Origin of the sequence: Archangium primigenium (genome assembly GCF_016904885.1) — a bacterium.
In the GTDB taxonomy this organism is placed as follows: Bacteria; Myxococcota; Myxococcia; order Myxococcales; family Myxococcaceae; genus Cystobacter; species Cystobacter primigenius.
The window spans coordinates 5,711,406-5,734,337 of record NZ_JADWYI010000001.1 but is presented as its reverse complement, the minus strand read 5'-3'; the positions used below and the strand labels follow the sequence as shown (position 1 = coordinate 5,734,337).

19 protein-coding genes are annotated in these 22,932 nt (G+C 71.5%); 9 read left to right on the top strand and 10 right to left on the bottom strand.

Annotation, left to right across the window (positions count from 1 at the left end; genetic code table 11):
- Positions 1-8: 8 nt before the first annotated feature.
- The 9 genes from I3V78_RS23475 to I3V78_RS23435 form a co-directional block, all read right to left on the bottom strand.
- Positions 9-1,676, bottom strand: a complete 1,668-nt coding sequence (locus I3V78_RS23475; RefSeq protein ID WP_204490678.1) for a serine/threonine-protein kinase — start codon at positions 1,674-1,676, stop codon at positions 9-11.
- 48 nt (positions 1,677-1,724) lie between these two features.
- Positions 1,725-3,410, bottom strand: a complete 1,686-nt coding sequence (locus I3V78_RS23470) for a hypothetical protein (protein WP_204490677.1) — start codon at positions 3,408-3,410, stop codon at positions 1,725-1,727.
- 120 nt (positions 3,411-3,530) lie between these two features.
- The gene (locus tag I3V78_RS23465; protein WP_204490676.1) at positions 3,531-4,430 is read right to left on the bottom strand and encodes a hypothetical protein; all 900 of its coding nucleotides are present in this window, start codon (positions 4,428-4,430) and stop codon (positions 3,531-3,533) included.
- A 75-nt stretch (positions 4,431-4,505) separates the two neighbouring features.
- On the bottom strand, positions 4,506-5,012 hold the full coding sequence (locus I3V78_RS23460; RefSeq protein WP_204490675.1) for a GNAT family N-acetyltransferase: 507 nt from the start codon (positions 5,010-5,012) through the stop codon (positions 4,506-4,508).
- Between the two features lie 5 nt (positions 5,013-5,017).
- A complete protein-coding gene (locus I3V78_RS23455) occupies positions 5,018-6,397 on the bottom strand; it encodes a hypothetical protein (protein WP_204490674.1) in 1,380 nt (459 codons plus the stop codon).
- A gap of 92 nt (positions 6,398-6,489) precedes the next feature.
- Positions 6,490-7,863, bottom strand: a complete 1,374-nt coding sequence (locus I3V78_RS23450; RefSeq protein ID WP_204490673.1) for a M50 family metallopeptidase — start codon at positions 7,861-7,863, stop codon at positions 6,490-6,492.
- Positions 7,864-7,881: 18 nt separating this feature from the next.
- The gene (locus I3V78_RS23445; RefSeq protein ID WP_204490672.1) at positions 7,882-8,556 is read right to left on the bottom strand and encodes a hypothetical protein; all 675 of its coding nucleotides are present in this window, start codon (positions 8,554-8,556) and stop codon (positions 7,882-7,884) included.
- Positions 8,553-9,974, bottom strand: a complete 1,422-nt coding sequence (locus I3V78_RS23440; protein ID WP_204490671.1) for a hypothetical protein — start codon at positions 9,972-9,974, stop codon at positions 8,553-8,555. Before I3V78_RS23440 ends, I3V78_RS23445 begins: the two co-directional genes overlap by 4 nt.
- Positions 9,975-10,012: 38 nt before the next feature.
- Entirely contained in the window at positions 10,013-10,597 is a 585-nt protein-coding gene (locus I3V78_RS23435) for a hypothetical protein (protein WP_204490670.1), read from the bottom strand.
- A 209-nt stretch (positions 10,598-10,806) separates the two neighbouring features.
- On the opposite strand from I3V78_RS23435, the gene I3V78_RS23430 reads away from it, so the two are divergent.
- The 9 genes from I3V78_RS23430 (at position 10,807) to I3V78_RS23390 (ending at position 19,769) form a co-directional block, all read left to right on the top strand.
- Positions 10,807-11,628 (top strand): MlaE family lipid ABC transporter permease subunit, encoded by an 822-nt coding sequence (locus tag I3V78_RS23430; protein ID WP_204490669.1) that lies wholly within the window; start codon positions 10,807-10,809, stop codon positions 11,626-11,628.
- A 2-nt stretch (positions 11,629-11,630) separates the two neighbouring features.
- On the top strand, positions 11,631-12,398 hold the full coding sequence (locus tag I3V78_RS23425; protein ID WP_420840426.1) for an ABC transporter ATP-binding protein: 768 nt from the start codon (positions 11,631-11,633) through the stop codon (positions 12,396-12,398).
- Positions 12,399-12,410: 12 nt separating this feature from the next.
- Positions 12,411-13,937: an MlaD family protein gene (locus tag I3V78_RS23420; protein ID WP_204490668.1), complete on the top strand. Its 1,527-nt coding sequence runs from the start codon at positions 12,411-12,413 to the stop codon at positions 13,935-13,937.
- 113 nt (positions 13,938-14,050) lie between these two features.
- Positions 14,051-14,974 carry a PfkB family carbohydrate kinase gene (locus I3V78_RS23415; RefSeq protein ID WP_204490667.1) on the top strand — a complete coding sequence of 308 codons (924 nt, stop codon included), beginning with the start codon at positions 14,051-14,053 and terminating at the stop codon, positions 14,972-14,974.
- Between the two features lie 131 nt (positions 14,975-15,105).
- A complete protein-coding gene (locus tag I3V78_RS23410) occupies positions 15,106-15,447 on the top strand; it encodes a TIGR02266 family protein (RefSeq protein ID WP_204490666.1) in 342 nt (113 codons plus the stop codon).
- A gap of 7 nt (positions 15,448-15,454) precedes the next feature.
- Positions 15,455-16,186 (top strand): metallophosphoesterase family protein, encoded by a 732-nt coding sequence (locus I3V78_RS23405; RefSeq protein WP_204490665.1) that lies wholly within the window; start codon positions 15,455-15,457, stop codon positions 16,184-16,186.
- A gap of 2 nt (positions 16,187-16,188) precedes the next feature.
- The gene (locus I3V78_RS23400; RefSeq protein WP_338023725.1) at positions 16,189-17,730 is read left to right on the top strand and encodes an McrB family protein; all 1,542 of its coding nucleotides are present in this window, start codon (positions 16,189-16,191) and stop codon (positions 17,728-17,730) included.
- The gene (locus I3V78_RS23395; protein ID WP_204490664.1) at positions 17,727-19,040 is read left to right on the top strand and encodes a 5-methylcytosine restriction system specificity protein McrC; all 1,314 of its coding nucleotides are present in this window, start codon (positions 17,727-17,729) and stop codon (positions 19,038-19,040) included. The genes I3V78_RS23400 and I3V78_RS23395 overlap by 4 nt, the downstream gene beginning before the upstream one ends.
- Before the next feature lie 54 nt (positions 19,041-19,094).
- The gene (locus I3V78_RS23390; RefSeq protein ID WP_204490663.1) at positions 19,095-19,769 is read left to right on the top strand and encodes a hypothetical protein; all 675 of its coding nucleotides are present in this window, start codon (positions 19,095-19,097) and stop codon (positions 19,767-19,769) included.
- Positions 19,770-19,773: 4 nt separating this feature from the next.
- Here I3V78_RS23390 and I3V78_RS23385 read toward each other — a convergent pair whose 3' ends face one another.
- Positions 19,774-22,908 (bottom strand): Ig-like domain-containing protein, encoded by a 3,135-nt coding sequence (locus tag I3V78_RS23385; protein WP_204490662.1) that lies wholly within the window; start codon positions 22,906-22,908, stop codon positions 19,774-19,776.
- Positions 22,909-22,932: the final 24 nt, after the last annotated feature.

Below are 22,932 nucleotides of genomic sequence, written 5' to 3'. Positions count from 1 at the left end.
GGTCTCCCTCACGGCTCATCCAAGCTCCTTCGCGTCACCACGCCCGTGGGCTCCTCGCTGCCCGGCGGGGAGGGGAGGTGCTCCACCCGGGTCTCCCGCTCCGCGCTCCGCGCGGGGACGTGGCCCGCCTTGTGCGCGAGGGCTTCCTGCACCAGGCGGCCCAGCTCGCGCTGTCCCCGGGGGAAGGGCGCGGCCACGCCCGTCAGGGCGCACAACTGCTCGCGCAGCCGCTGGCCCCGCTCCGTGCGCTCCTGCACGTTCCAGCGCACCAGGCCCATGAGGGCGGCGTCCAGCGCGGGGGGCACGTCCGGGCGGTGCACCGAGGGCGACACGAGGAAGGGCGGCGGCGTCGCGCGCACGGTGTTGGAGATGTCCTCGTCCTGGAAGACGCGCCGGCCGGTGAGCGCCTCGTGCAGCGTGAGGCCGAGCGCGAAGAGATCCGCGCGCCCGTCGAAGGCGTGGCCCCGGGCCTGCTCCGGCGCCAGGTAGCCCAGCTTGCCGCGCACCCGGTCCGCCTGGGTGAGCCGGACGTGGATGGCCGCCCGGGCCACGCCAAAGTCCCCGAGCTTCACCTCGCCGATGCGCGACAGCAGGATGTTGGGGGGATTGACGTCGCGGTGCACGAGGTTGAGCGGGGTGCCGTCGCTCGCGGTGCGCCGGTGCACGTAGTCGAGCGCCTCGCCCAGCTCCGCCCCCAGGTAGGCCACCACCGCGGGCGGCAGCGGCCCGTGGCTCTTGATGAGCTCGCGCAGGGACACGCCCTCGATGTGCTCCATGGCCATGAAGTACGTGTCCCCGAAGCGGCCCACGTCGAGCACCTGGACGATGTTGGGGTGGTTGAGCAGCGAGCCCAGCTCCGCCTCCCGGCGGAACAGCGTCACGAAGTCCTCGTCCTCGGCATAGGCCGGGAGGATGCGCTTGATGGCCACCACCTTCTCGAAGCCGCCCTCCGGGCTGTACGTGGCGCGGAACACCTCGGCCATGCCGCCCACGCCCAGCCGCTCGTGCAGGAAGTACTTGCCCACCAGATCCTTGGCCCGCACGGCGTGCAGCGCCTCCTCGGCGCGCTGCGTGAGGTAGCCGGCCACGAGCGCCGCCAGCCAGCCGATGCCGACGTAGTAGGCGGCCCGCAGCAGCACCAGGGGCGGCGAGAAGTACATGGGTACGGGCTCGGCCAGCCGGGGCCAGGCCAGCAGGAAGTAGAGCAGCACCGTCTGGGCCGCCACGAGTCCCCCGGCGAACAGGGCCAGGCGGCGCTTGCCCCGCAGCGCCGCGAACACGATGGCCGCCGTCCAGAGCACGGCCATGGGGTTGCCCAGCGCCTGCTCGGGCGTGCCGAAGAGCGTGTCACAGACGAAGAGCAGCCCGCCGGTGGACGTCTCCAGCGCGATGTTGACCCAGTAGATGCCGGGGTGGAACCAGCCGCGCCGCAGCACCCGGGACAGCACCCCGTAGTAGACGGCGATGACGGCGCACAGGCCCGCCACGGCCATGGCGCGCGGCCCGCCGATGACCGAGACGAGCCCGAGCGTGGAGAGGATGCAGAGGGCGGCCATCCGGCTGATGAACCGGGCCACGATGGCCTCGCGGGCGGCGGCGTCCGCGCGGAAGTGCGCGGAGAGCAGCTGGGTGCCGAGCGGGGCCGGGCCACCCGTGGTGTCGAAGGAAGGAGACATGCAGGGGCCGCATTGTCCTGGAGCCCCGGCGGCAACGCGAGTCCTGGGTCAGGTCGTCCGTCGGGAGGGCAGCGACAGCAACTTGCCGTTCTTCCGGGTCGCGTACCCATGCAGGCCTTGTCCGGGGTCCACCTCGAGCTCGTCGAGCTTCGCGAGCAGCCGCGTGAAGGCCTCGCCCCCGGGCGACAGGTGTGCGAGCACCTCCTGGGAGGGCGCGCCGAAGTCCCCGTTGCGCGCGCGCAGGAGCATGCGCTCGCCCAGCTTCGGGTTCTCCAGCCGCTCGCGCATCGCGTGGGGCTCGGCGAGCGCCGGCGGGTTCTGGGTGTCATCCCCCAGGTTGGCCGGCTCGTGCAGCACGAAGAACGCCAGGATGTTCAGCGCCCAGCGCAGCTTCCTGTCCTTCATCGGATCGATCCACTCGAACACCTTCTTCGCGTTGCGATCCCACAGAGCGTAGACGTCCTCGTCGCGCAGCGAGCCGTCCACCTTCGCGCGCAGCTCCTGGAGCCGGAACTTCATCGTGTGCACGAGCTGGGTGCTGTCGGAGTTCTTGGGGTAGCCGACGATGTGGAACATGTCGTGATCGAAGAACGTGAGCGGGCTCATGCAGATGGCGTCCGCGCCGATGAACTCGGTGTCGATCATCCCGATGACACACATGGGCACGCCGCGCGTGCGCGTGAAGAAGCCCGAGCCCAGGTAGTTGTAGGTCGGCACCGCCACGATGTCCGGATCCGCAAGCAGGGTTTCCAGGGTCGAGCCGCGATCGGTATGGCCGGTGTCGTAGGGCCACGCGGTGCTCGTCGACGCCAGGTCGTAGACGTCCATCATCGTCACGGACTCGGGGAAGCACGAGAAGCCCGCGGCGAAGTGCTTGTACGGCTCGAAGCGCGTGTGCACGAAGCGCGTGTTCGTGTCGGAGGGCTTGCCGTGGGGCACCAGGGCCCACTTGCGGGCGTAGTCGCCCCGCGCCTTCTGCACGCCGCTGACCACGTCCCCGCGCACCGAGTACTTGTAATGGGCGACGGCGCCCGTGGTGTCCAGGCCCTTGTCCAGGGCCGCGTCGAGCTTGTAGCCACGCACCTCCCACGCGGTACGCGCGCGCCAGGTGATGTAGTCGAGCACCTTGACGAACTTGAGACAGAAGCGGAGCGCGTCCTGGTAGCGGTAGCCCTGGCGCGCGATCGCGTCCATGTCCCGCAGGAGCAGGGCGGGGGCCTCTCCCTGGAGCTCCAGGCGGAGCGCGTCGGGCACCCAGCTGTCGATGAGCATGTCCTTCATCCGCTCGCCGCAGCAGGCCCGCTGCGCCATCGTGAGCAACTGCCGCCGCATGTTGTCGAACAGCTCGGACAGCTCGGGGAAGGAGAAGTTCGGGTCGCGCCGGGCGCGCTCGCGCAGCTCCTTCCACACGGAGAAGGGGTCCGCCTGGAACCGCTTGACGAACGTCTCCTCGGCGATCTGGTTCTGGCGGATGTCCGCGTCCTGGTGGCGCCGGGTCAGGCAGCGCGAGGTCTGCGCGTGATGCTGGTGGGCCTTCTTGGGATACAGGTGGTTGCCGGGCTCCTCGACGCCTTCGCGGGGCGCGCCCATGCCGGGAGGTGGGCTCGGCGTCTTGAGCGCGGGCGCACGGGCCGGACGGTCGAGGACCTCGTTGATGCGGGGATCCTTGCAGACCAGACACGCCGTCGCGTTGTCCAGGTTGGACCAGTCACAAGTGCCACAGGGCCAAGGCATGGGGGCCGTCCTTTCCAGGGGGCGCCGAGCTTAGCGTTCTTCCCCGACAGGAGGGGGGCGTCCAGGGCGCCCTGATGCGTTGCCTGGCCCGCCGCTCCCCTCCCACCCACACGCGGGGGCTCAGTTCGGGTGCAGGACGACCGCCGACACCAGGCCGGAGTAGATGGCCATGGTGTTGTTCTGCTCGTAGTTGAAGATGGCGCCGTTGCGCACGATGCCCACGTCGTTGCCGTAGGCCCCTTCGCCATAATCCCAGCCGTGCTTGGTCTGGAACACCACCGAGCCCTCGGGAATGAGGCCCTTGCTCGCCGCGTCGAGGTAGGCCTCGCGGGTGAGGACGTGGGCCTGGACATCGCCGTAGCCACTGGGGATGGTCGTCGACGTGGCGCCCGGGATCGCCACGGAGCGCCAGTGGCCGCTCTGGATCATCTGGGCCATCATGCCGCGCGAGTTGTTCTTGTCGCCGCTGGTCGTGGTGGGCACGCCCTTCATGCCCGCGGCCTGGAGGTTGGCGCGCACGGTCGTGACACACGAATGCTTCTTGCCCGCGACGAGGTTCACCGCGTTGATGGCCTCAAGCCCGGGATTGCCCTGGCGCGTCGCCGGGACGGGGGCGACCTGCGGGGTCCGCTCGAAAGCGGTGGACTGAGGTCCGGGGGCGCCCTTCTGGAAGGAGGAGGCGGGGCCGAACGTCCCGGCGCGGAGGATCTGCCTGTCGAGCCGGGGCGCCTGGAGCTCGCTCTGGAACGCCACGCTCTTGGGATCGCGCCGGTTGAAGGCGGCCTTGGGCCGGGCGGGCGTGTCCTGGGTTCCCTTGGCGCCCTTGGTCGGCGCGGCCTCGAAGCTGCTGCGAGAGAAGCGCTCGGCGGCGGACGTCTTGGACGACGGGCTCTCGGACGTCTTGGAGCTCTTCGCGCTCTTGCTTCCCTCCGAGCTGCTCGATCCGCGGCTGGAGCTGGACGAAGAGGACGACGAGGAACTCCGACTGGAATTGGAACCGCTGGTGGAACCGACGCTCACGCGGGCAACCTCGTCAGGGGACGTTTGGGCATCCAAGTGTACGGGAATTCCCGCCGTTTCCGGAACCGGAGTGCGTCACCCGGCGGGAGCGGGCGAGGCGCCCCCGTCCAACGCCTTCACCATGTGGACCATGGGCACCCGGGTGTTGTCGGGGCCCACGAAAGCCGCGTCGCCCACGGCGCGGTAGCCCCGACGGACATAGAACGCCACGGCGTTGAGCGACGCGTGGAGCTGGACGCCCTCGTGCTCGAGCGCCACGAGCTCCCGCTCCAGGGCGGTGAGCAGCGCCGTGCCGATGCCCTGACCCTCGAAGTGGGGGTGGACGTACAGCGCCGCGACGAAGGACGTGGAGAGCTGGAGCTGCCCGAACCCGGCGAGCAGCGCCCCGGCCTGGGCCACGTACAGCGCGCGGTCCGTCTGGGCGTCCTCGGCCTCGGAGCCCTGGGCCGCGAGGGCGCCCCAGGCCTCGAGCTGCCGGGGGCGGTAGTGCGACGGGCCCGCGTGGCGCAGGGCGGCGAGCTGCAGCGCGAGCAGCTCACCCCGCGGCCACGTCGCGTGCCTCCGGAGGAGGACCGGAGGCACGGCGCTCACCCCGGACCGTCGCTCTGGCTGGAGGTGTTGCGCAGGGGCCGCACCGCGTCCTGGATCGCCCGCGCGACCGGGAGCACGAGCGGCTTCACGACGTCGCGCGAGATGGGGCCTCCGTACTTGGCGGCCGTCCCCATGGTCTGATGGGCCTTCTTGAGATCCTCGACCGAGCGGATGGAGCCCGAGGGCACCGCGCCCTTGAGCAGCTGCTCCACGGCGCCCTCGCTGGCCAGCTCCTGCATGGCGCGCAGATCCGCCAGGAACCAGGACGCGGGCCCCATCTGGTTGTTGAAGCTGTCCAGGAACCCTCGGCCCTTGCCCTGAAGGGTGGGCGCCTTGCCCACGCCGACCCGGAAGATGACGTAGCTGCCATCGGAGTTCTGGAAGACGGCGTGGTAGAGGCTGCCCTCCAGGGAGTGCGCCTTGCCCGTGCGGAAGTGGAACACGGCCCCCTTGCGGCCCTTGTTCTCGAAGGTCAGGCCGTCGCGGATGAGGACGCGGTCGCCTCCCGCCAGCTCGATCTCCGCGGGCATGGAACCCACGCCGCCCTCCTGCTGGAGCACCCGGAAGCCGCCGGGGAAGTTGCTCGCGGAGCGCAGGATGATCTCATGCAGGCCCAGCGCGTCGTAGCCCTTGCCCTGGCTCGCCGGGATGTGCAGCGCCATCGCGTAGACGTGCTCGTCCGAGTTGCCCAGGCTCGCCTCCAACAAGGGGCAGTCCGGGGAGACCTGCCGGCTGATGATGTCGAGCAGTTGGGGCAGGTTGTCCTTCATCGCCAGGAAGGACGCATCGAGCGCCCGATCCGACGAGGGCAGGCCCTTGCCCAGCACCTTCGCGTGCGCCTCGCCCACCAGGGCGAGGAACTGCTGGAGCTCCTCGTCCTGGTCGTCGCGGCTCGGCAGGGTGCCCACGGTCTTGTCCTGGGCGAATTTGGCGCCACGGGCCATGGCATCCGTGAGCGGGCCGGTGACGCCGCCCGTGTTCTCGTGGGTGTTGTCCGCGTAGGACCAGTAGCCGAACAGCAGCAGCGAGGAGAAGTAGCACACGGCCTTCCAGAACCCGCCGCCCTCCGGATCCGGCGGCTCGTTGCCCCCGGGCGAGCCGCCCCCGCCACCGCCGAAGGAGTCCCGCCGACGCAGGGAGCCACCGCCACCGCCCCCCGAGGAAGAGGCACCCTGGCCGCCCGTCATCCGCACGGGAGACATCGGCTCGCGATCGAAGTGAAGGGAGCGGCTCGGGGCGTCGTAGACGCGCCGCTCCGCCCACTCGATGTGCTGGGTGATGAGCGGCTTGGTCGACTCGACCAGGGTGAAGAGGCTCTTCTTCTGCGAGAACCTGGTGCGTGAGACGCGAAACACGGTTCTGACGGTCGGCAGCACGGGGAGACTCCGGGGGGGGGGCAGGGTCCCTCCCAGTCTACCATGCGGGACTCCGGGAAAACCCGGAGTCCCCATTCCCGGGCGGCGGGCCGTCAGCCCTGACGCGGGGTGAGGCGCTGGGCGATCTCCGGCGTGGCGCGCACCAGGGCCAGGGCGGGCTCCTGGAGCGCCGCGTCCAGATCGTCGTAGCCCGCGTCCAGCGCGCGCTTGAGCCACTCGGTGGCGTGCTCCACCTGATCGCCCCGGGCGTGGTTGAGCGCGGCCTGGTAGGCCTCCTCGGCGCGACCGGTGGTCTCGAAGGTGCGCGCGAACAGGCTCGCCGCCGCGCCATAGTCCCCCCGCGCCACGGCGATGTCCGCGAGCAGCGCGTCCCGCCGGGCGAGGTTCCTCCAGGCGAAGTCCCGCGCCGAGCGCTCGGCCTCCGGCAGCCGCTGGGCCCGCACCAGCAGGCGCACCGCGAGCGCCACCGTGGCCTCGGACGGCTCGGTCTCCTGGGCGCGCAGGGCGGGGGGCAGGGCGCGCTCGTGCAGCCCCGCCGCCTCGTACGCCATGGCGAGCGAGTAGGGTTTGACGGCCTCGGGCGGGGCCACCTTCTCCAGCTGCGACAGGGCGGCGCGCGGGTTGCCCTCGGAGAGCGCCACCCAGGCGAGCAGGTCGCGCACCGTGTTGGTCTCCTCGCCGGGCGCGGCCACGCTGAAGGCCAGGTGGCCCAGCCGCGACGCCTCGCTCTCCTGGCCCGAGCGCAAGGCCTGCCAGCCCTGGGCGACCAGGTCCTTCACCGGCTCGGTGTCCTCGGCGGGGCGCACGGGCTCCAGGGGCTTGAGATCGCGCGTATAGGACAGGGCCTGCCAGCAGGTGTACGCCATGCGGCCGAACATGAAGGCCACGAAGATGGCGCGGCCCAGGAGCGCCAGGGCCGTCACCCCCGCCGCGACGACGACGCCCACCCACAGGGCGATGCGCTGGCGGGTGGGGCCCAGCACGCCGCTGAGGATGTGGCCGCCGTCCAACGGCAGCACCGGCAGCAGGTTCACGAAGCCCCAGAAGAAGTTCACGAACTTGAGGTAGCTGTAGGCCACCTGGCCGTACTCGGTGGTGGCTGGCACGTAGTGGTGCACGGCCACCATCAGGCCGCCGAACAGGAAGCCCGCCAGGGGGCCCGCGGCGGTGACGGCCACGTCGCGCCAGCGGCTGATGACCTGGTGGGTCGTGAGCCCGCCGAACTCATAGAGGCGGATGTGCACCAGGTCCGAGCCCAGCGTCATGGCGGCCAGGGCATGGCCCAGCTCGTGGATGAGGATGGACACGAAGCAGACGCCCACCCAGATCCCCGTCCAGGCCACGTTCTCCCGCGCCCCCATCAGGCCGAACAGGGCGGTGATGAGCCAGAAGCTCGGCTCCACCACCACGGGGATGCGGCCGAGGTTGAACTGCCACGAAAAAGGGGAAGGGGAGTACGTGCTCATGAGCCTCGGACGTCGATGCTACGGGTCCACCGGATCCACGGGGAACGACTGGGAGGTGGCGGCATTGTCCTGATCGTCGGTGATCCGAATGACATAGTCATCTCCGGACGACTGCGCAGGAAAAGGCCAGGGGTCGCTCTCTCCCTCGCTCAGGGGGCCTATCACCTCCGGCGGCCCCTCGGGGCGTCCATCCTTGTAGAGCTGAAGCACCGCCGTTCCCGCGAAGGGCAGGTCGTCCTTCACGTCCACGCGCACGGTGACGTCGAACGGCACGCCCGCCTGCTGTCGCCCGATGGGGTTGATGGAGTAGCTGATGGCCCGCTTGACCACATAGCGGGCGTCCGAGAAGGCGGCCTCGCGGCCGTCCGGCAGCAGCACGTTCAGGTCATACGTGCCGTAGGCCACGGGTCCCACGCGGCCCAGGTACTGGCCGTGGCCGAGGTAGGAGTCCAGCGTCACCGTCACCGCGTCCCCGAGCCGCAGCTGGGGCAGCGCGGGCAGGCGCGCCGAGGACTGGCCATAGTCCACGCGCAGCGGGGGATCCTCGTCCAACTGAAGCGTGACGACGCGGGACTCGTTGGAGCGCTGGCTCAGGGGCGTGACGGACAGGACACGGGGCGTGCGCGAGGGCGTCGAGGCCGGCTCGCACGCGCTCAGCAGCACCCACGGCAGCACCACCCAGGGCAGTCTCATGGGCTGAATCTTACTCCCACGGACGCGGACACGCCGCCGAAACGGGCCTCGACCAGCGGCGTGCTCGCCAGGGCCCGCGCGCCCTGCAGTTCCACCACCGGACTCACCCAGCCCAGGCGCCACGCGGCCTGGACGGCGACGAAGCCCAGCGACGTCCACCCCCGCTGCGCGAGCGGGGTGTCGAAGAAGGAGCCCGTGGCCTGGTGGGTGTAGGACACGGCGCCGCCGCCCACCCGGCCATGCAGGGACAGCCGCCCGAGCTCCAGGACGCGGATCCGCGCGGACACCCCCAGGGGCAGGGCGCGCACGCGGGCGTCCACCGTGCCCAGACCCTCCAGGGTGAAGTGGGTGGTGGCCTGGCGCCACCCGGCCTCGGCCTCCAGGAAGACGCGCTCGCCCAGGCCGGGCAGGCGCACGCCCAGGGCCAGCGAGGCCTGGGGGCCCTGGTTGTCGCCCCCCGCGACGAAGACGCCGCCGAGAACCTGGACGGCCCAGACGGGCGCGCGGGGCCGGGGCGCGGGCGGCGGCGCGGGCCGGGCGCGGGGCGGCGGTGGCGCCCACACCAGGGGCACCTCCAGGGGCGCGAGGGGCGCGGGGGGCTCGGGCGGCGCGGGCGGCTCGACGGGGGCGGGCTCCACCGGGCCCGAGACCTGGGCCGAGGCCGTGCCATCCGTGCGCCGGGCCTCCACGTGGATCTCCCGCGCGCCCGGCACGGGCCGGAGCCGGAACACGCCCGGGCCTTCTTCCTCGATGGCCGCGCCGTCCACCCGCAGGTGCAGGGCGGCGCCCGGCACGGGCCCGTCCCCGAGCGTCACGAGCCAGCCATCCGCGTCCTCGCGCAGGGGCAGGGGGCTCAAGAGCGCGATGAGGGGCTGGGCGGGGGGCACGGCGAGGGGAATGGTGCGCCGCAACTTCTGGCGCTTGGAGGTGGCGAGCACGATCGCCTCGCGCACGCCCGGGGGCACCTCCACGGGCACCTGGGCGCGGCCCCGCCTATCCGTGGGCAGGGGGCCGAAGTCCTTCTCGCCCACGCGCACCACCACCTGGGTGCCCGGGCCGCCCCGCGTGTCCACGTTGAGCGTGGTGCGGCCCAGCAGGGGGATGTGCAGGAAGGTGGGCTCGGGGGGCAGGCCGGGCCGGTCCACCCAGAAGGCGAGCACGGCCAGCAGCGGGTAGCGGATGTCCGGAGGCGTCCAGGCGTAGGCGGCCTCTCCGGGGGGCGAGGACGCCAGCGGCGCCAGGTGCCCCGAGGAGGCCGCGGCGCGCAGCACGGGCATGCCGGGCGGCCGCGGGACCCGCACCACCACCACGGCATCCCGACCCAGGACGACCTGCCGCGGCACCGCCGTCACCTGGAAGGGCTCGGCCACCGCCAGGGTGGGCAGGGCGAGCAGCAAGTAGAGGAGCGGCGCGCGCATACGCAAGGGCCTACCGTCCAGCCTCCCCGGCGCTCCTGTCAACCTTCGACGGGATCCGAGGACTCGGTTTCGGGCTCCGCATCGGGGTCCGCGTCGGGGGCGGCCATCGGCTTGTCCGCCGGACCCGCCTTCCGGGCGTTGGGCGGGCTGAAGGCGGGCTTCTCCGCGGGGGCGCCGCCCGCGGCGTGCATGAGCGTCTTGGTCTCCGCGCGGAACGCGATGTCCACCTTGTTGCCGCGCACCGCCGTCACCAGGCCCAGCCCGAAGGTGGGGTGGTTGATGACCTGATCCACCTTGAAGGTCTCGCGCGGGCTGTAGCGCGGGGCGTTGGCGATATCCTTGCCGGCGAGCTGCTCCTCGAAGGAGATGACGATCTTCTCCTCGGAGGACGCGCGGCTGGCGCGGGGGCGCGAGGTGCTGGAGGAGGAGCTGGCGCGGGACGAGGCCGACGGCTTGTCGGTGGTGCCCGGTGCGGAGCGGTAGGCGTGGTCGCCGTTGCAGGTGTTGCAGCGGACGCGGGCGATCTTCGTGCCCACCATCGCGAGGATGGTGTGTGCGAGCGTGAGTCGGCACCGGGTACAGAAGGCGTCGACCTCGCCGCCGACCTTGTGTTGGGTCGCCATGGGTGTGTGCTTCTCGCTTCTCGGAAGAGAGGGGGGGGTTGAAAAAGGGGGGCGGAACATAACGGCAAGCCCGTCTGGGAGAAACCCCTTTGTCGGCGGACGCGGGCGGGCGCGTGCCTGGATGCTTGGAGGTCCGGAAAGTCCAGGAGGGCCGGGCCCGGAGCGATTGCTTGTGCCGGGAAGGGGGGCACATAGAGTAGGAAGCTCCCGTGCCCCCAGAGACACCTCAGCAGGCGCAAGAACCCCCACGCCCCTCCGCGACCGTGCAGGCCATCGAGGCGGTGGGGCGGGGCCTCATCGAGCGGGTGGAGGACCTGGGCCGCCTGGTCACGCTCGGCGTGGACGTGATGCGGCTGAGCGTGCGCCGGCCGTTGCGGCTGCACAACCTCTTCTTCCAGCTGGATTTCGTGGGCGTGGGCAGCGTGTTCATCGTGCTGCTCACCGGGCTGTTCACCGGCATGGTGTTCGCCAACCAGTCCGCCGCGGCCTTCGCCATGTTCGACGCCCAGAGCCTGGTGGGCCCCACGGTGGGCCTGGTGCTCACGCGCGAACTGGCGCCCGTGTTCTCCTCGCTGATGATGACCATGCGCGCGGGCTCCGCCATGTGCACGGAGTTGGGCACCATGCGCGTCACCGAGCAGGTGGACGCCCTGGAGACCATGGCCGTCAACCCGGTGCAGTTCCTGCTGGTGCCCCGGGTGCTCGCGGGGCTGTTCATGGTGCCGGTGCTCACGCTGCTCTTCGACGCCGCGGGCATCTTCGGCGCCTATGTGGTGTCCGTGTCCGTGCAGGGCGTGTCCCCCGGGACGTTCATCGCGCGCACCCAGCAGTGGCTGGAGCCCGCGGACGTGCTCGAGGGCGTCATCAAGGGCGCGGTGTTCGGCCTGGCCGTGGCGCTCATCTGCTGCTTCAAGGGCTACCACGCCGCCGGTGGCGCCAAGGGCGTGGGCCAGGCCACCACCGCCGCCATGGTCAACAGCGCCCTGTCCATCTTCATCCTCGACTTCATCGTCGGGGTGCTCCTCCACTGACGATGGCGGACCTGGCGCCCGCGCGGCCGATGATCGAGATCCAGGGCCTGCAGAAGTCCTTCGGTGGACATCAGGTGCTCACGGGCATCGATCTGTCCGTGGCCGAGGGGGACACCTGCGTCATCCTCGGGGGCTCGGGCTCGGGCAAGACGGTGTTGATGAAGCACATGATCGGGCTGCTCAAGCCGGACACGGGCCAGGTGCTCATCGACGGCGAGGATCTGGTGCCCATGGGCGCCGAGGACCTGGCGCGCGTGCGCAACAAGTTCGGCATGGTGTTCCAGGCCGCCGCGCTGTTCGACTCGATGACCGTCTACGAGAACGTGGCCTTTCCCCTGCGCCAGCACCGCCAGTTGTCCGAGGACGAGGTGCTCTCGCGGGTGCGCGCCAAGCTCGACTTGATGGGCCTGCCGCGCGCGGTGGAGGGCAAGTTCCCCGCGGACCTGTCCGGCGGCATGCGCAAGCGCGTGGGCCTGGCGCGCGCCGTCGTGATGGAGCCGAAGATCGTCCTCTACGACGAGCCCACCACGGGCCTGGATCCCATCACCACCGACTACGTGGACGAGATGATCCTCGCGGCCCAGCGCGAGCTGGGCGTCACCAGCGTGGTCATCAGCCACGACATCGCTTCCGCCTTCAATATCGCCGATCAGATCGCCTTCCTCAGCAAGGGCGTCATCCTGGAGCAGGGCCCCCCGGAGCAGGTGCGCGCCTCCGAGCACCCCACCGTGAAGGTCTTCCTGGAGACGTGGTTCGGCAAGAATGACTAGGAGTTCCCGCCGGTGAAGAAGCTCGTCACACCCTTTCGCGTAGGCCTGCTGGTGCTCGTCGCCGGAGGCTTCCTCTTCGCCTTCATCGCCTTCACCCGCAAGGGCGGCCTGGGCAAGGACGAGTCCGTGGAGGCGTACGCCTTCTTCCGCGACGCCTCGGGCCTGGGCCCCAAGAGCCGCATCCAGATCGCCGGCATCCCCGTGGGCGAGGTGACGGACGTCAAGCTCGACGGCACCCGGGCGCGCGTCACGGTGCGCATCCGCGACGACGTGGCGCTGCACCAGGACGCCGCCCTCATCAAGCGCTCGGAGTCCCTGCTCGGCGACTACCTGCTCGACCTGAACCCCGGCACGGAGATGACCCCGCCGCTCAAGGACGGCGAGGAGATCCGCAAGGTCGTGGACGTGCAGGGCATGGAGGCGGCGTTCGCCTCGCTCAGCCAGATCACCTCGGACATCCAGCAGGTGACGGGCGCCTTGCGCGACGTGCTCGGCGGCGAGAAGGGCGCGGGTTCGCTCGGCCGCATCGTGGACAACATGGTGCGCCTGTCCGAGTCGGTGGACCTGACGGTGCGCTCCTCCTCGCAGCAGCTCGACGCCATCCTGCGCAACTTCGAGAGCGTGAGCGCCGACGTGCGTGGCCTCACCCAGACCAACGAGCAGAGCGTCAGCAACATCGTGCGCAACATCGAGGTCATCACCCAGGACACCCGCCAGGTGCTCGCCTCGGTGCGGCAGATCGTCGGCAGTGGGGAAGGGGACTTGAAGGACAGCGTCTCCAGCCTCAAGCAGACCATGGAGCGGCTGGACCGCTCGCTCGCCAACATCGAGGAGGTCACCCAGAAGGTGAAGAACGGCGAGGGCACCGTGGGCACGCTGCTCACCGACAAGCGCCTGGGCCAGAAGCTCTCGGAGACGGTGGAGGACGTGTCCGCCCTGGCCTCCACCATCGCCGGGTTGCAGACCGAGGTGGGCCTGCAGTCCACCTGGCTCACGGGGCAGGGCACGTCCAAGAACATCGTGTCCCTGCGGCTCGCGCCCCGGCCGGACAAGTACTACCTCCTGGAGATCGTGGACGACCCGCGCGGCATCACCGAGACGGTCTACACCCAGACCAACCCGCCCTCCTCGGGCGAGCCGGTGCTCCAGGCGCAGAAGATCACCCGCCAGGGCTTCACCTTCAGCGCGCAGCTCGCCAAGCGCTACTACTTCACCACCCTGCGCTTCGGCATGATCGAGTCCACGGGCGGCGTGGGCGCCGACTTCCACTTCTTCCAGGATCACCTGATGCTGCGCCTGGACGCCTTCAACTTCTCGGTGGACGAGCTGCGCTACCCGCGCATCCGCACCGCCCTGCGCGCCCAGGCCTTCGACCGCATCTTCCTCACGGTGGGCATGGACGACCTGCTCAACGATCCCCGGCGCGACCTCAACACCCGGCGCATGCTCGCCGGCCGGGACTTCTTCTTCGGTGGCGGCCTGTACTTCACCGACGACGATCTCAAGGCGCTGCTGCCCATCCTCCCCACGCCCCGTTAGCGGGGAAATCCCGCATTGGCTTGACCTGACCCGGCCAAAAGTCGTACCTCGCCACGGCACGAGCCCCCCGGGAGCCTCGTGCGCCGTCCTTCGCACGCTCCCCTGGAATGCCCATGTCTCTTCTCGTCGTTGGCTCGGTCGCGCTGGACTCGGTGGAAACCCCCTTCGGCACCAAGGAGGACGTGCTCGGCGGCTCCGCGTCCTTCTTCTCCACCTCGGCGTCCTTCTTCACGCCGGTGCAGATGGTGGCGGTGGTGGGGGAGGACTTCCCCCAGGCCCACCTGGACTTCCTCCAGGGCCGTGGCGTGGACATCTCCGGCGTGTCCCACGAGAAGGGCCGCACCTTCCGGTGGAAGGGCCGCTACGGCTGGCAGCTCAACGAGGCCGAGACGCTCGACACCCAGCTCAACGTCTTCCAGAGCTTCTCGCCCAAGCTGTCCGAGCAGCACCGGCAGGCCCAGTACGTCATGCTCGGCAACATCCACCCGGAGCTCCAGGCCCAGGTCGTGGATCAGGTGCGCGCCCCCAAGCTCGTGGCCGCGGACACCATGAACTTCTGGATCAACGGCAGCCGGCCCGCGCTCCTCAAGACGCTCGCGCGCGTCAACCTGCTCTTCGTCAACGACACCGAGGCGCGCCTCCTGTCCGGTGAGCACAACATCCTGCGCGCCGCGCGCGCCATCCTCGCCATGGGCCCCCAGCGCGTCGTCATCAAGCGCGGCGAGTACGGCGCCCTGCTCGTGGAGAAGGAGCACGTGTTCGCCTGCCCCGCCATGCCCCTGGCCGACGTGTTCGACCCCACGGGCGCCGGGGACACCTTCGCCGGCGGCTTCATGGGCACCCTGGCCACCTCGGGCGGCCTGGACTCGGACGTGCTGCGGCGCGCCATGGTCATGGGCAGCGTCATGGCCTCCTTCACCGTGGAGAAGTTCAGCCTCGAGCGTCTGAAGGAAATCTCCCGCGCGGACCTCCACGCCCGCTTCGCGGAGTTCAAGCGCCTCACCCACTTCGACGACCTGCCCTCCCTGAAGGCCTGAGGGCCGGGGAGGGGGAGGGGGGGGATCGCGGCTTGACGGATTTTTACACCTTGGCTAACGTCGCAGCCCTTCGTCGGGCAGGGTGTGGGGGTCGGGAAGGTGGCCGCGAGCCGGAGGACAGCGGGTTGCGGATGGAAAACCGGAAGAACACGCGTTTCACCTCGCGCCTGCGCTGCTGGTGCGAGTCGGACAACATCACCCTGTATGCCCGGATCGCCAACCTGAGCGAGGGCGGGCTGTTCCTCCAGACGAGCACCCCGTTGCGCACGGGCGGCAAGGCGCTCTTGCGGCTGAGCTCCGGGGAGGTGAGCGAGGTGATGGCCGAGGCCACGGTCATGTGGAGCCGCCCCTCGCGGCAGGACAAGGGCCCGGCGGGCATGGGAATGCGATTCGAGGGGATGGATTCTGGCGCCCAGGACCTGTTACGGCGCATCATCTCCGACGAGCAGCGCGGGTCCACCCTGGGTCACTGAGCTCCACATGCGAATCGCGATCATCTCCGACATCCACTCGAACATCGAAGCGCTCACCGAGGTGCTGCGCGTCACGGAAGAGCAGAAGGTGGATCGGATCGTGTCGCTCGGGGACATCGTGGGCTACGGGGCCTCGCCCAACGCCTGCTGTGACCTGGTGCGGCAGGTGACCGAGGTCACGCTGCTGGGCAACCACGACGCGGCGGTGGCCGGACGCATGGACTACTCGTACTACTACGAGGCCGCGCGCCACGCCCTGGACTGGTCGGCGGGCGTCCTGTCCGACGAGAACATGGAGTGGCTCAAGACGCTCCCGTACGAGTACCGCATCGGGGACGTGGGCTTCTGTCACGGCTCGCCCGTGGAGCCCAAGGCCTACGAGTACATCTTCGCGCTGGAGCAGGCGCGCGAGCTCGCCCCGTTCGTGGAGCACCTGCCCGAGGTGACGTTCATCGGGCACAGCCACCTGTGCAAGGCGTTCGCCATCGGCAACGGCGAGGTGCACGACGTGGTGGCCCAGAAGTTCGGCATCCGCCGGGGCTACAAGTACATCATCTCGGTGGGCAGCGTGGGCCAGCCCCGCGACTACGACAACCGGGCCTGCTTCGTCATCTGCGACACGGGCGCGCGCACCGTGGAGTACCTGCGCGTGGAGTACGACATCGAGTCCGCGGCGCAGAAGATCTTCGACGCCTCGCTGGCGCTCAACTTCGGCAAGCGCCTGTTCCTGGGCGTCTGAGCGTGGACGCGCGGGGCCCTCACGCGCCCGCGCCCCCGCGCTACTGGTGTCTCGGCCCGCTGGAAGGGCAGGGCCCCGCGGCCCACTGGCCCGTCATGCGCGAGGCCGCGTGCGTGGCGGTGGAGGGCCGGGCGCTGGGAGACCTGTCCGGCCTGGAGCCCACGCGGGAGGGCCTCAAGACCCTGGGCTCGCTGCTGGGCCGCTGCGGAGGGCTGTCGCCGCGCGAGGGCAAGGTGCGCGAGCAGCTCTTCGACTTCGTCCTGAAGCCGCGCGAGGACGACCGGGTGATCGTCATGCGGGGCCGGCGGGTGCTCGGGGTGGGGCGGGTGGAGGGCCCCTACTTCTTCGAGCCCGCGTCGGAGTTCGCCCACCGCCACCGGGTGCGGTGGCTGTCCCTGGAGGAGTTCTCCCTGCCAGGCGAGAGCCCCGTCACCGAGCGCACCCTGCTGCGGGAGCTCGACGCGCTGGAGAGCATCCTCGCCGTGGAGGCGCACCTGGAGCGCGTCCGGGCGCCCACCCCGGAGGCGCGGCCCCGGCCGTCCCGAGGCGGCGCCCGGGGCCATGTGCTTCCGGCGCTGCCCGGGCTCGCGGGGCGCGTCCAGGAGGGGCTCGAGCGCAAGGGACAGCTGTTGCTCTACGGCCCCCCGGGCACGGGCAAGACGTTCCTCGCCGAGCGCACGGCGCGGGAGCTCGCCGCGCACGCCGCCTTTGGCCGGCCCTTCGAGGCCCTGGGCCCCGCGCAGCGCGAGGCCGTGCTGCGCGGCTCGGACACCGAGGGCCCCCTGGTGCGCGTGTGCTGCTTCCACCCCTCCTACGGCTACGAGGACTTCATCGAGGGGTATCGGCCCGTGGCGGACGGCCCGCGCGAGGGGCCCCCACGCTTCGCCCTGCGCGACGGGCTGTTCAAGCGCCTGTGCCTGGAGGCCCGGCGGCGGCCCCACCAGCGCTTCTACCTCGTCATCGACGAGTTCAACCGGGGCGACGTGCCGCGCATCCTGGGCGAGCTGCTCACCGTGCTCGAGCCGGGCAAGCGGGGCCGGGAGGTGCTGCTGCCGCTGAGCGGCGCGCCCTTCCTGGTGCCGGAGAACGTCTACCTCCTGGGGACGATGAACACGGCGGATCGCTCCATCGCGCTGCTGGACGCGGCCCTGCGCCGCCGCTTCGCCTTCCTGGAGCTGATGCCGGAGCCGGAGCTGCTCGGGGAGGCCGAGGTGGAGGGCCTCGCGCTCGGCCCGTGGCTGCGGGCGCTCAACCAGCGCATCCTCGCGCACGTGGGCCGCGATGGCCGCAACCTCCAGGTGGGCCATGCCTACCTCCTGGAGCGCGAGCGGCCCCTCGGCGACTTCCCCCGCTTCGCGCGCGTGGTGCAGGAGGAGCTCGTCCCCCTCCTGGAGGAGTACTGCTACGAGGACTGGGGCGCCCTGGAGAAGCTGCTCGGCGACGTGCTGGTGGACCGGGAGGCCCGCCGCGTGCGGCACGAGCTGTTCGCCCCCGAGCACCAGGCCGCGCTGCGCGACGCGCTCGGCGCCCTCGGCCCGCCGTGATCACCGCCGAGCTGCGCGAGTGGTCGAGCTGGCCTCCGGAGGACGGCCCGCCCGTGCCGCCCCACCACCTGGAGCCGAGCGCCGAGGTGCGGGCGCTCGCGGACACGCTGCACCGCTCGGGTCGGCTCCGGGTGCGGGAGCTGCGCTCGGGCCTGCGCCTGGAGGCCACGTCCTACGTGGGCACCGTGCGGCTCGGCGCGCTCGCCGTCGTCATCCGCCCCAAGCTGCCGGGCCTGCCCCTGCGCACGCTCTTGCGCTACGCCTACGGGCTGTGTCCGCTCGAGCGCTTCGACGCGCTGCCGCAGGACACCGCGCCCCAGGCCTTCCAGGCGCTGCTGCTCCACCAGTTGGAGGCCGAGCTCCAGCGGCTCCTGGGCCAGGGGCCGCCTCGGGGGTACGTCCAGCGCGAGGAGACGCTCGACAGTCCCCGGGGCCGCATCGATCTGCCGGCCTCCCTCCAGGCGCTCCACGCCGGCCAGGCCCGCCTGCGCTGCACCCACCACGCGCGCCTCGAGGACCATCCCCTCAACCAGACGCTCCGGGCGGGCCTCGCGCTCGCCGCCCGGCTCACCCACGAGCCCGTGCTGCGCCAGCGCCTGCACCGGCTCGACACGGGCCTGCGCGGCGTGACGCCCGTCCGGCTGGAGCCGTGGCGCCTCGCCCGGGCGCTCCACGACACCAATCGGCTCACCGCCGCCTACCGGCCCGCCCTGACGCTCCTGCAGCTGCTCCTGGACGCCGGCGGCATGCTGCCCGAGGACGCCGCCGCCCAGACCCATGTCCTGCCCGGCTTCCTCTTCGACATGAACCGCTTCTTCCAGGTCCTCCTGGCGCGCTTCCTCACCGAGCACCTGCCCGGCCACACCGTGCACCCGGAGTTCCCCCTCCAGGGGATGATGGCGTACGCCCCGGCCCACAACCCCCTCGGGCGCCGCGCCCCCGTGCCCCGGCCCGACTTCGCCCTGCGCCAGGGGCCCCGGGTGCTCGCCCTGCTCGAGGCCAAGTACCGCGACCTGTGGGAGACACCGCTGCCCCGGGACATGCTCTACCAGCTCTCCCTCTACGCGCTGAGTCATGACGCCCTGGGCTCGGCCACGCTGCTGTACGCCACGCTCGCCCCCGACGCCCGGGAACAGGTCATCGACGTGCGCGACGTCGTCCATGGGGCCCGCCGGGGACGGGTCATCCTCCGGCCCGTGGTGTTGCCCACCCTGGCCCACCTCCTCGAAGACGGAGGAAAGGATGGCCTGCGCAACGAGCGGCTCGCCTTCGCGCGGTGGCTTGCCCTGGGCGAGCGAAAACCTGCATAGGCTATGGGGCAGGTGGCTCCCTTCAGTGGCGCGCTCGCGCCGGGAAAGGGTCGCATGTCTTGTCGCCGTGAGTGGTGGGTCGTCCCCCTGTCGTGGGTCCTCTGGGGCGCGCTGAGCGCGTGCGGGAGCGGAGACAATGTCTCCCCCGAGGTGATGGAGCTGTCGATCTGGCCGTCGGCGGTGCAGGTGGGGCAGGCCTCGCGGGTGACGATCAGCACCCGGGACGTCGATGGGGACACCCAGCGCTACCAGTGGTCGGCCTCGTGCCCGGGCACCTGGGCCGAGGCCTCCTTCGCCAGCGCCGTGTTCACCCCCACGGAGTCCTCCGCCGACGATGGCTCCTGCGACACGTGTGTGCTCAGCGTCGACGTGACGGACGGGCGGGGCGGCCGGACCCGGAGCGCGCTGGACCTGTGCGTGAAATCCACGGCGGGCGTGAGTACGGCGCCGCGCCTCGTGCGCTCCTCCCAGTCCTCCTACCGCGTGCCCGAGAACGGCTCGGTCTCCTTCGAGGTGAGCGCCATGGACCCGTGGGGCGCACCGGCGCTCCGCTTCGAGTGGACGACCCAGGTGGGCACGCTCTCGCCGCCGTCCTCCGGCGCCACCACGAGCCAGGTGACCTGGAGCAAGCCCGAGCGCTTCCCGGGTGACGCGCGGCCCCGCGTGGAGGTGCGCATCACCAACGACATGGGCCTGTCCCGCCGGGTCGTCTTCGAGCTGAACCGCTAGGCGCTCAGGGCACGGGGAAGACGCGCTGGACGATCGCCTGGGTGATCACCTCGCCATCGCCCGCCATCATCAGCCCGCTGTCGCCGAGCACGAAGAGCGTGCCCCCGTCGGGCTCGGCCGCCACGCTCAGCACCGCCTGGCCGTCCGCGCCCGTGGGCCGCAGGGCCTGGAAGGGCCCCCAGGTCAGCCCATCCGCCGACAGCCGGTAGCCCGCGTGGTGCACGTGGGGCCGCACCCGCTCGGTGACGGGCAAGAGCAGCCGGCCATCCGCGAGCCGCACCGGCGCCAGGACGGGCTCCTGCATGTTCCTGGCGGGCAGGTCGGCGTGGGTGACGGCCCCCGTCGTCAGGTCCACCCGGCGCACGTCCCTGTCCGTCACCCACACCAGCGTGTCGTCTCCGGCGAGCGCCGCGCCCTCCGCGCGCAGGTAGATGCCCGGCCGCAGCAGCGGATCCACCGTGCGCTCGGACACGAGCGTGCCCGTCAGGTCGTACTGGCGCAGCAGGAGCTGGGCGTGGCTCCCCGTGCCGTCGTTCTTCAGCGCGTCCACCGCGAGCAGTACGCCCGTGGACGTGGGCAGCAGCGCGCCGTGGAGCACCACCAGCCGACCCCGCTCGGCCGCGGTGAAGCCCGGGACGATCGTCGGCGGCGTGGTGGCGGCGTTGGGGGAGAAGCCCCACTGGAAGTCGAAGGACTGGAGCTTGTCGAAGAACATCGCGAAGAGCGGCCCCGAGCCCCCGGCATGCACCCACGCGGCCTCCAGGGGCGCGGCGGGGCGCGGGGTGGTGCTCACGGCCGAGAAGCTCGCGCCCTGGTCCGCCGAGCGGTGGACCCGCAGCGCCGAGCCCTGCTCCTCCAGCAGGAACAGCCCCCCGCCCGAGTGCCAGAGCCGGCGCGCCGAGAAGAGCGCCTCGCCCCCGATGCGCGCGCGCCGGGGGACGAAGGGCTGGCCCGGCCCCTCCGAGCGCAGGACGCCTCCGGGCACGGAGCTGTCGACGAGGTCCGTGAGCAGGTAGCGCGCGCCGTCCGCGAGCACGATCGGGGCCGTGGACACCCGGGGCGTGACGGGCGTGGTCCCCAGGCGCGCGCCCCGCGTCTCGGGCGCGGTGGACAGCGGCTCCGCCGGGGGCAGGCCGCGCGAGAGGAGCTGGGGCACGCCCCTCGAGGTCTCCGAGAGCAGGTGCAGCCGCGTGCCCCGGTGGGCATGGCCCCGCATGGGGAAGTCCAGGCTCCACTGCGAGTTGTAGGCCCGCGTGGGCGCGACCCAGGGCCCCGTGGGCTCGTCCTTGAAGAAGCCGCCCAGGCTCGTGCGCACCACGAGCGGCCCCACGAAGCCCGAGCCCGAGAACAGCCGACCCTCGGACTGGAAGCCGAAGTAGAGCGTCTGGCGCGAGGAGTCTCCGCCCTCGAAGGCGAAGGAGGCCAGCGGCTCCTGGCCGGGCAGGGCGTTGAAGGACACGTCCGCGGGCAGCGCGCCCGTGAGCGCGTCGTAGCTCAGGAGCACCGTGCTCCCGCCCGGCGTCTCCGGCCGCACGAGCGTCACGAAGTTCGGGCCCTCGAACCCCGTGGAGCGGATGATCGGATGCGCCAGCTCCCGCGCCGTCCAGGTGCCGCCCTTGGACTCGTGGAGCATCAGGGGCTTGTCGTGGGTGGACAGCACCCGGGGCAGCCGCTCGCCTGGCGCGGGCGGCAGCAGATGCAGGGGCATGTCCGTGCGCGTGGACTTGAGGGCGTACGCGTCACAGGTGGCCGCCAGCGGCGGGCCGTTCCAGCGCACGAGCACCTCCTGCGTCTTCACCGCGTCGTCCGTCACCTCCGCGAGCTTGATGACCTCGGCGCACTGGGCCGGCGTCTCCAGGAACTCGGTGGTCTGGTAGGTGGGGTTCTGATCGTCGAAGCGGTCCGCCATCCACCAGGCGATCCACACGCCGCCGCCCTCGCGCGGCAGCATGGCCACGTGGGACAGCGCGTGCCGGCCCACGTACTGCGGGGGCCTGAGCCCCGCGTCCGCCGCGAGCCCCAGGTCCATGGGCAGCCGCCGGTGGCGCCAGGTGTCCGGCGCGCCCTCGGCCGGGCGGTCCGCCACGACGATGTCCCCGAAGTGCCGGGAGGTATAGGTGACGTAGGGCACGTCACGCGCGTCCAGGACCAGGCGCGGATCCTCGGCGGCGTCCCACGGCTGGCTCACCCACTCGACACCGAGCCCCGAGCCCGTCCAGCGCGAGAGCAGCACCGACTGGATCGTCAGCGACGCCAGGGTGGCGGTGCGCGCGCCCCCCGTCAGGACGGCGAAGGCCCGGCCCTGGGAGTCCACCGCCAGCTGATCGTCCACCGCGTCCTTGCCCGCCAGGAGCCGCGCGCCGTAGTCCGAGCGGATGGCCGAGGGCCCCACGCCATCCGTGGGCCAGGCGCCCTCCGCCGCGGGCTCCAGCGCGCCCGTCTGCACGCGCACGGGGATGCTGGCCGTGGCCCCCGTGGGGCTCTGGAAGGTGAGCGTCGTCTGCCCGGGCGCCACGCCGCGCACCACGCCCGTGGCGTCCACGGTGGCGATGGCGGGATTCGCGGTGGCGTAGCCCAGGGGCTCCTTGCCGAGGATGCGCACGTTGGGCTCGGCGGGGTTGCGCTGGCCGTGGGGCAGGGCGGCCGTGGGGCGTGCCTCGCCCACGCGCAGGGCCACCTCCTGCTGGAAGGGCAGCACCTCGCGCGTCGTGCCGCCCCAGGCCACGACCCGCTCGGGCCGCACCCGCGCCACCGCCGCGCCCACCGCGTTCACCGCGTTCACCACCGTCACCGTCACGCTGACGTCCAGGCGGATCTCCCGCAGGAACGTGAGCGTCACCGTCTCCACGCCCGGCGCGGGGTGGCCGAACTCGGCCTTCACCTCGCCGCCGTTCGGATCCCACCCGTTCCAGTAGAACTCGTAGCCCGTGGCGGGCGAGCCGTCCGGGTTGTTCACGTACGCGGTGAGGGTGAGCGGCTCGCCCAGGGGGATGATGAAGGGCGCCTCGGCGAAGCGCGGCACCGTCACCACCGGCTTGTCGGGGGGAAGGACCTCCGGCTCGTCCTGGAAGTACTCACAGCCCGACAGGGCGAGCGCGAGGCCCGCCACCCACAGCCACCTCAAGACTCCACGAGACATCGAGACCTCTTCTCCCACGCACGT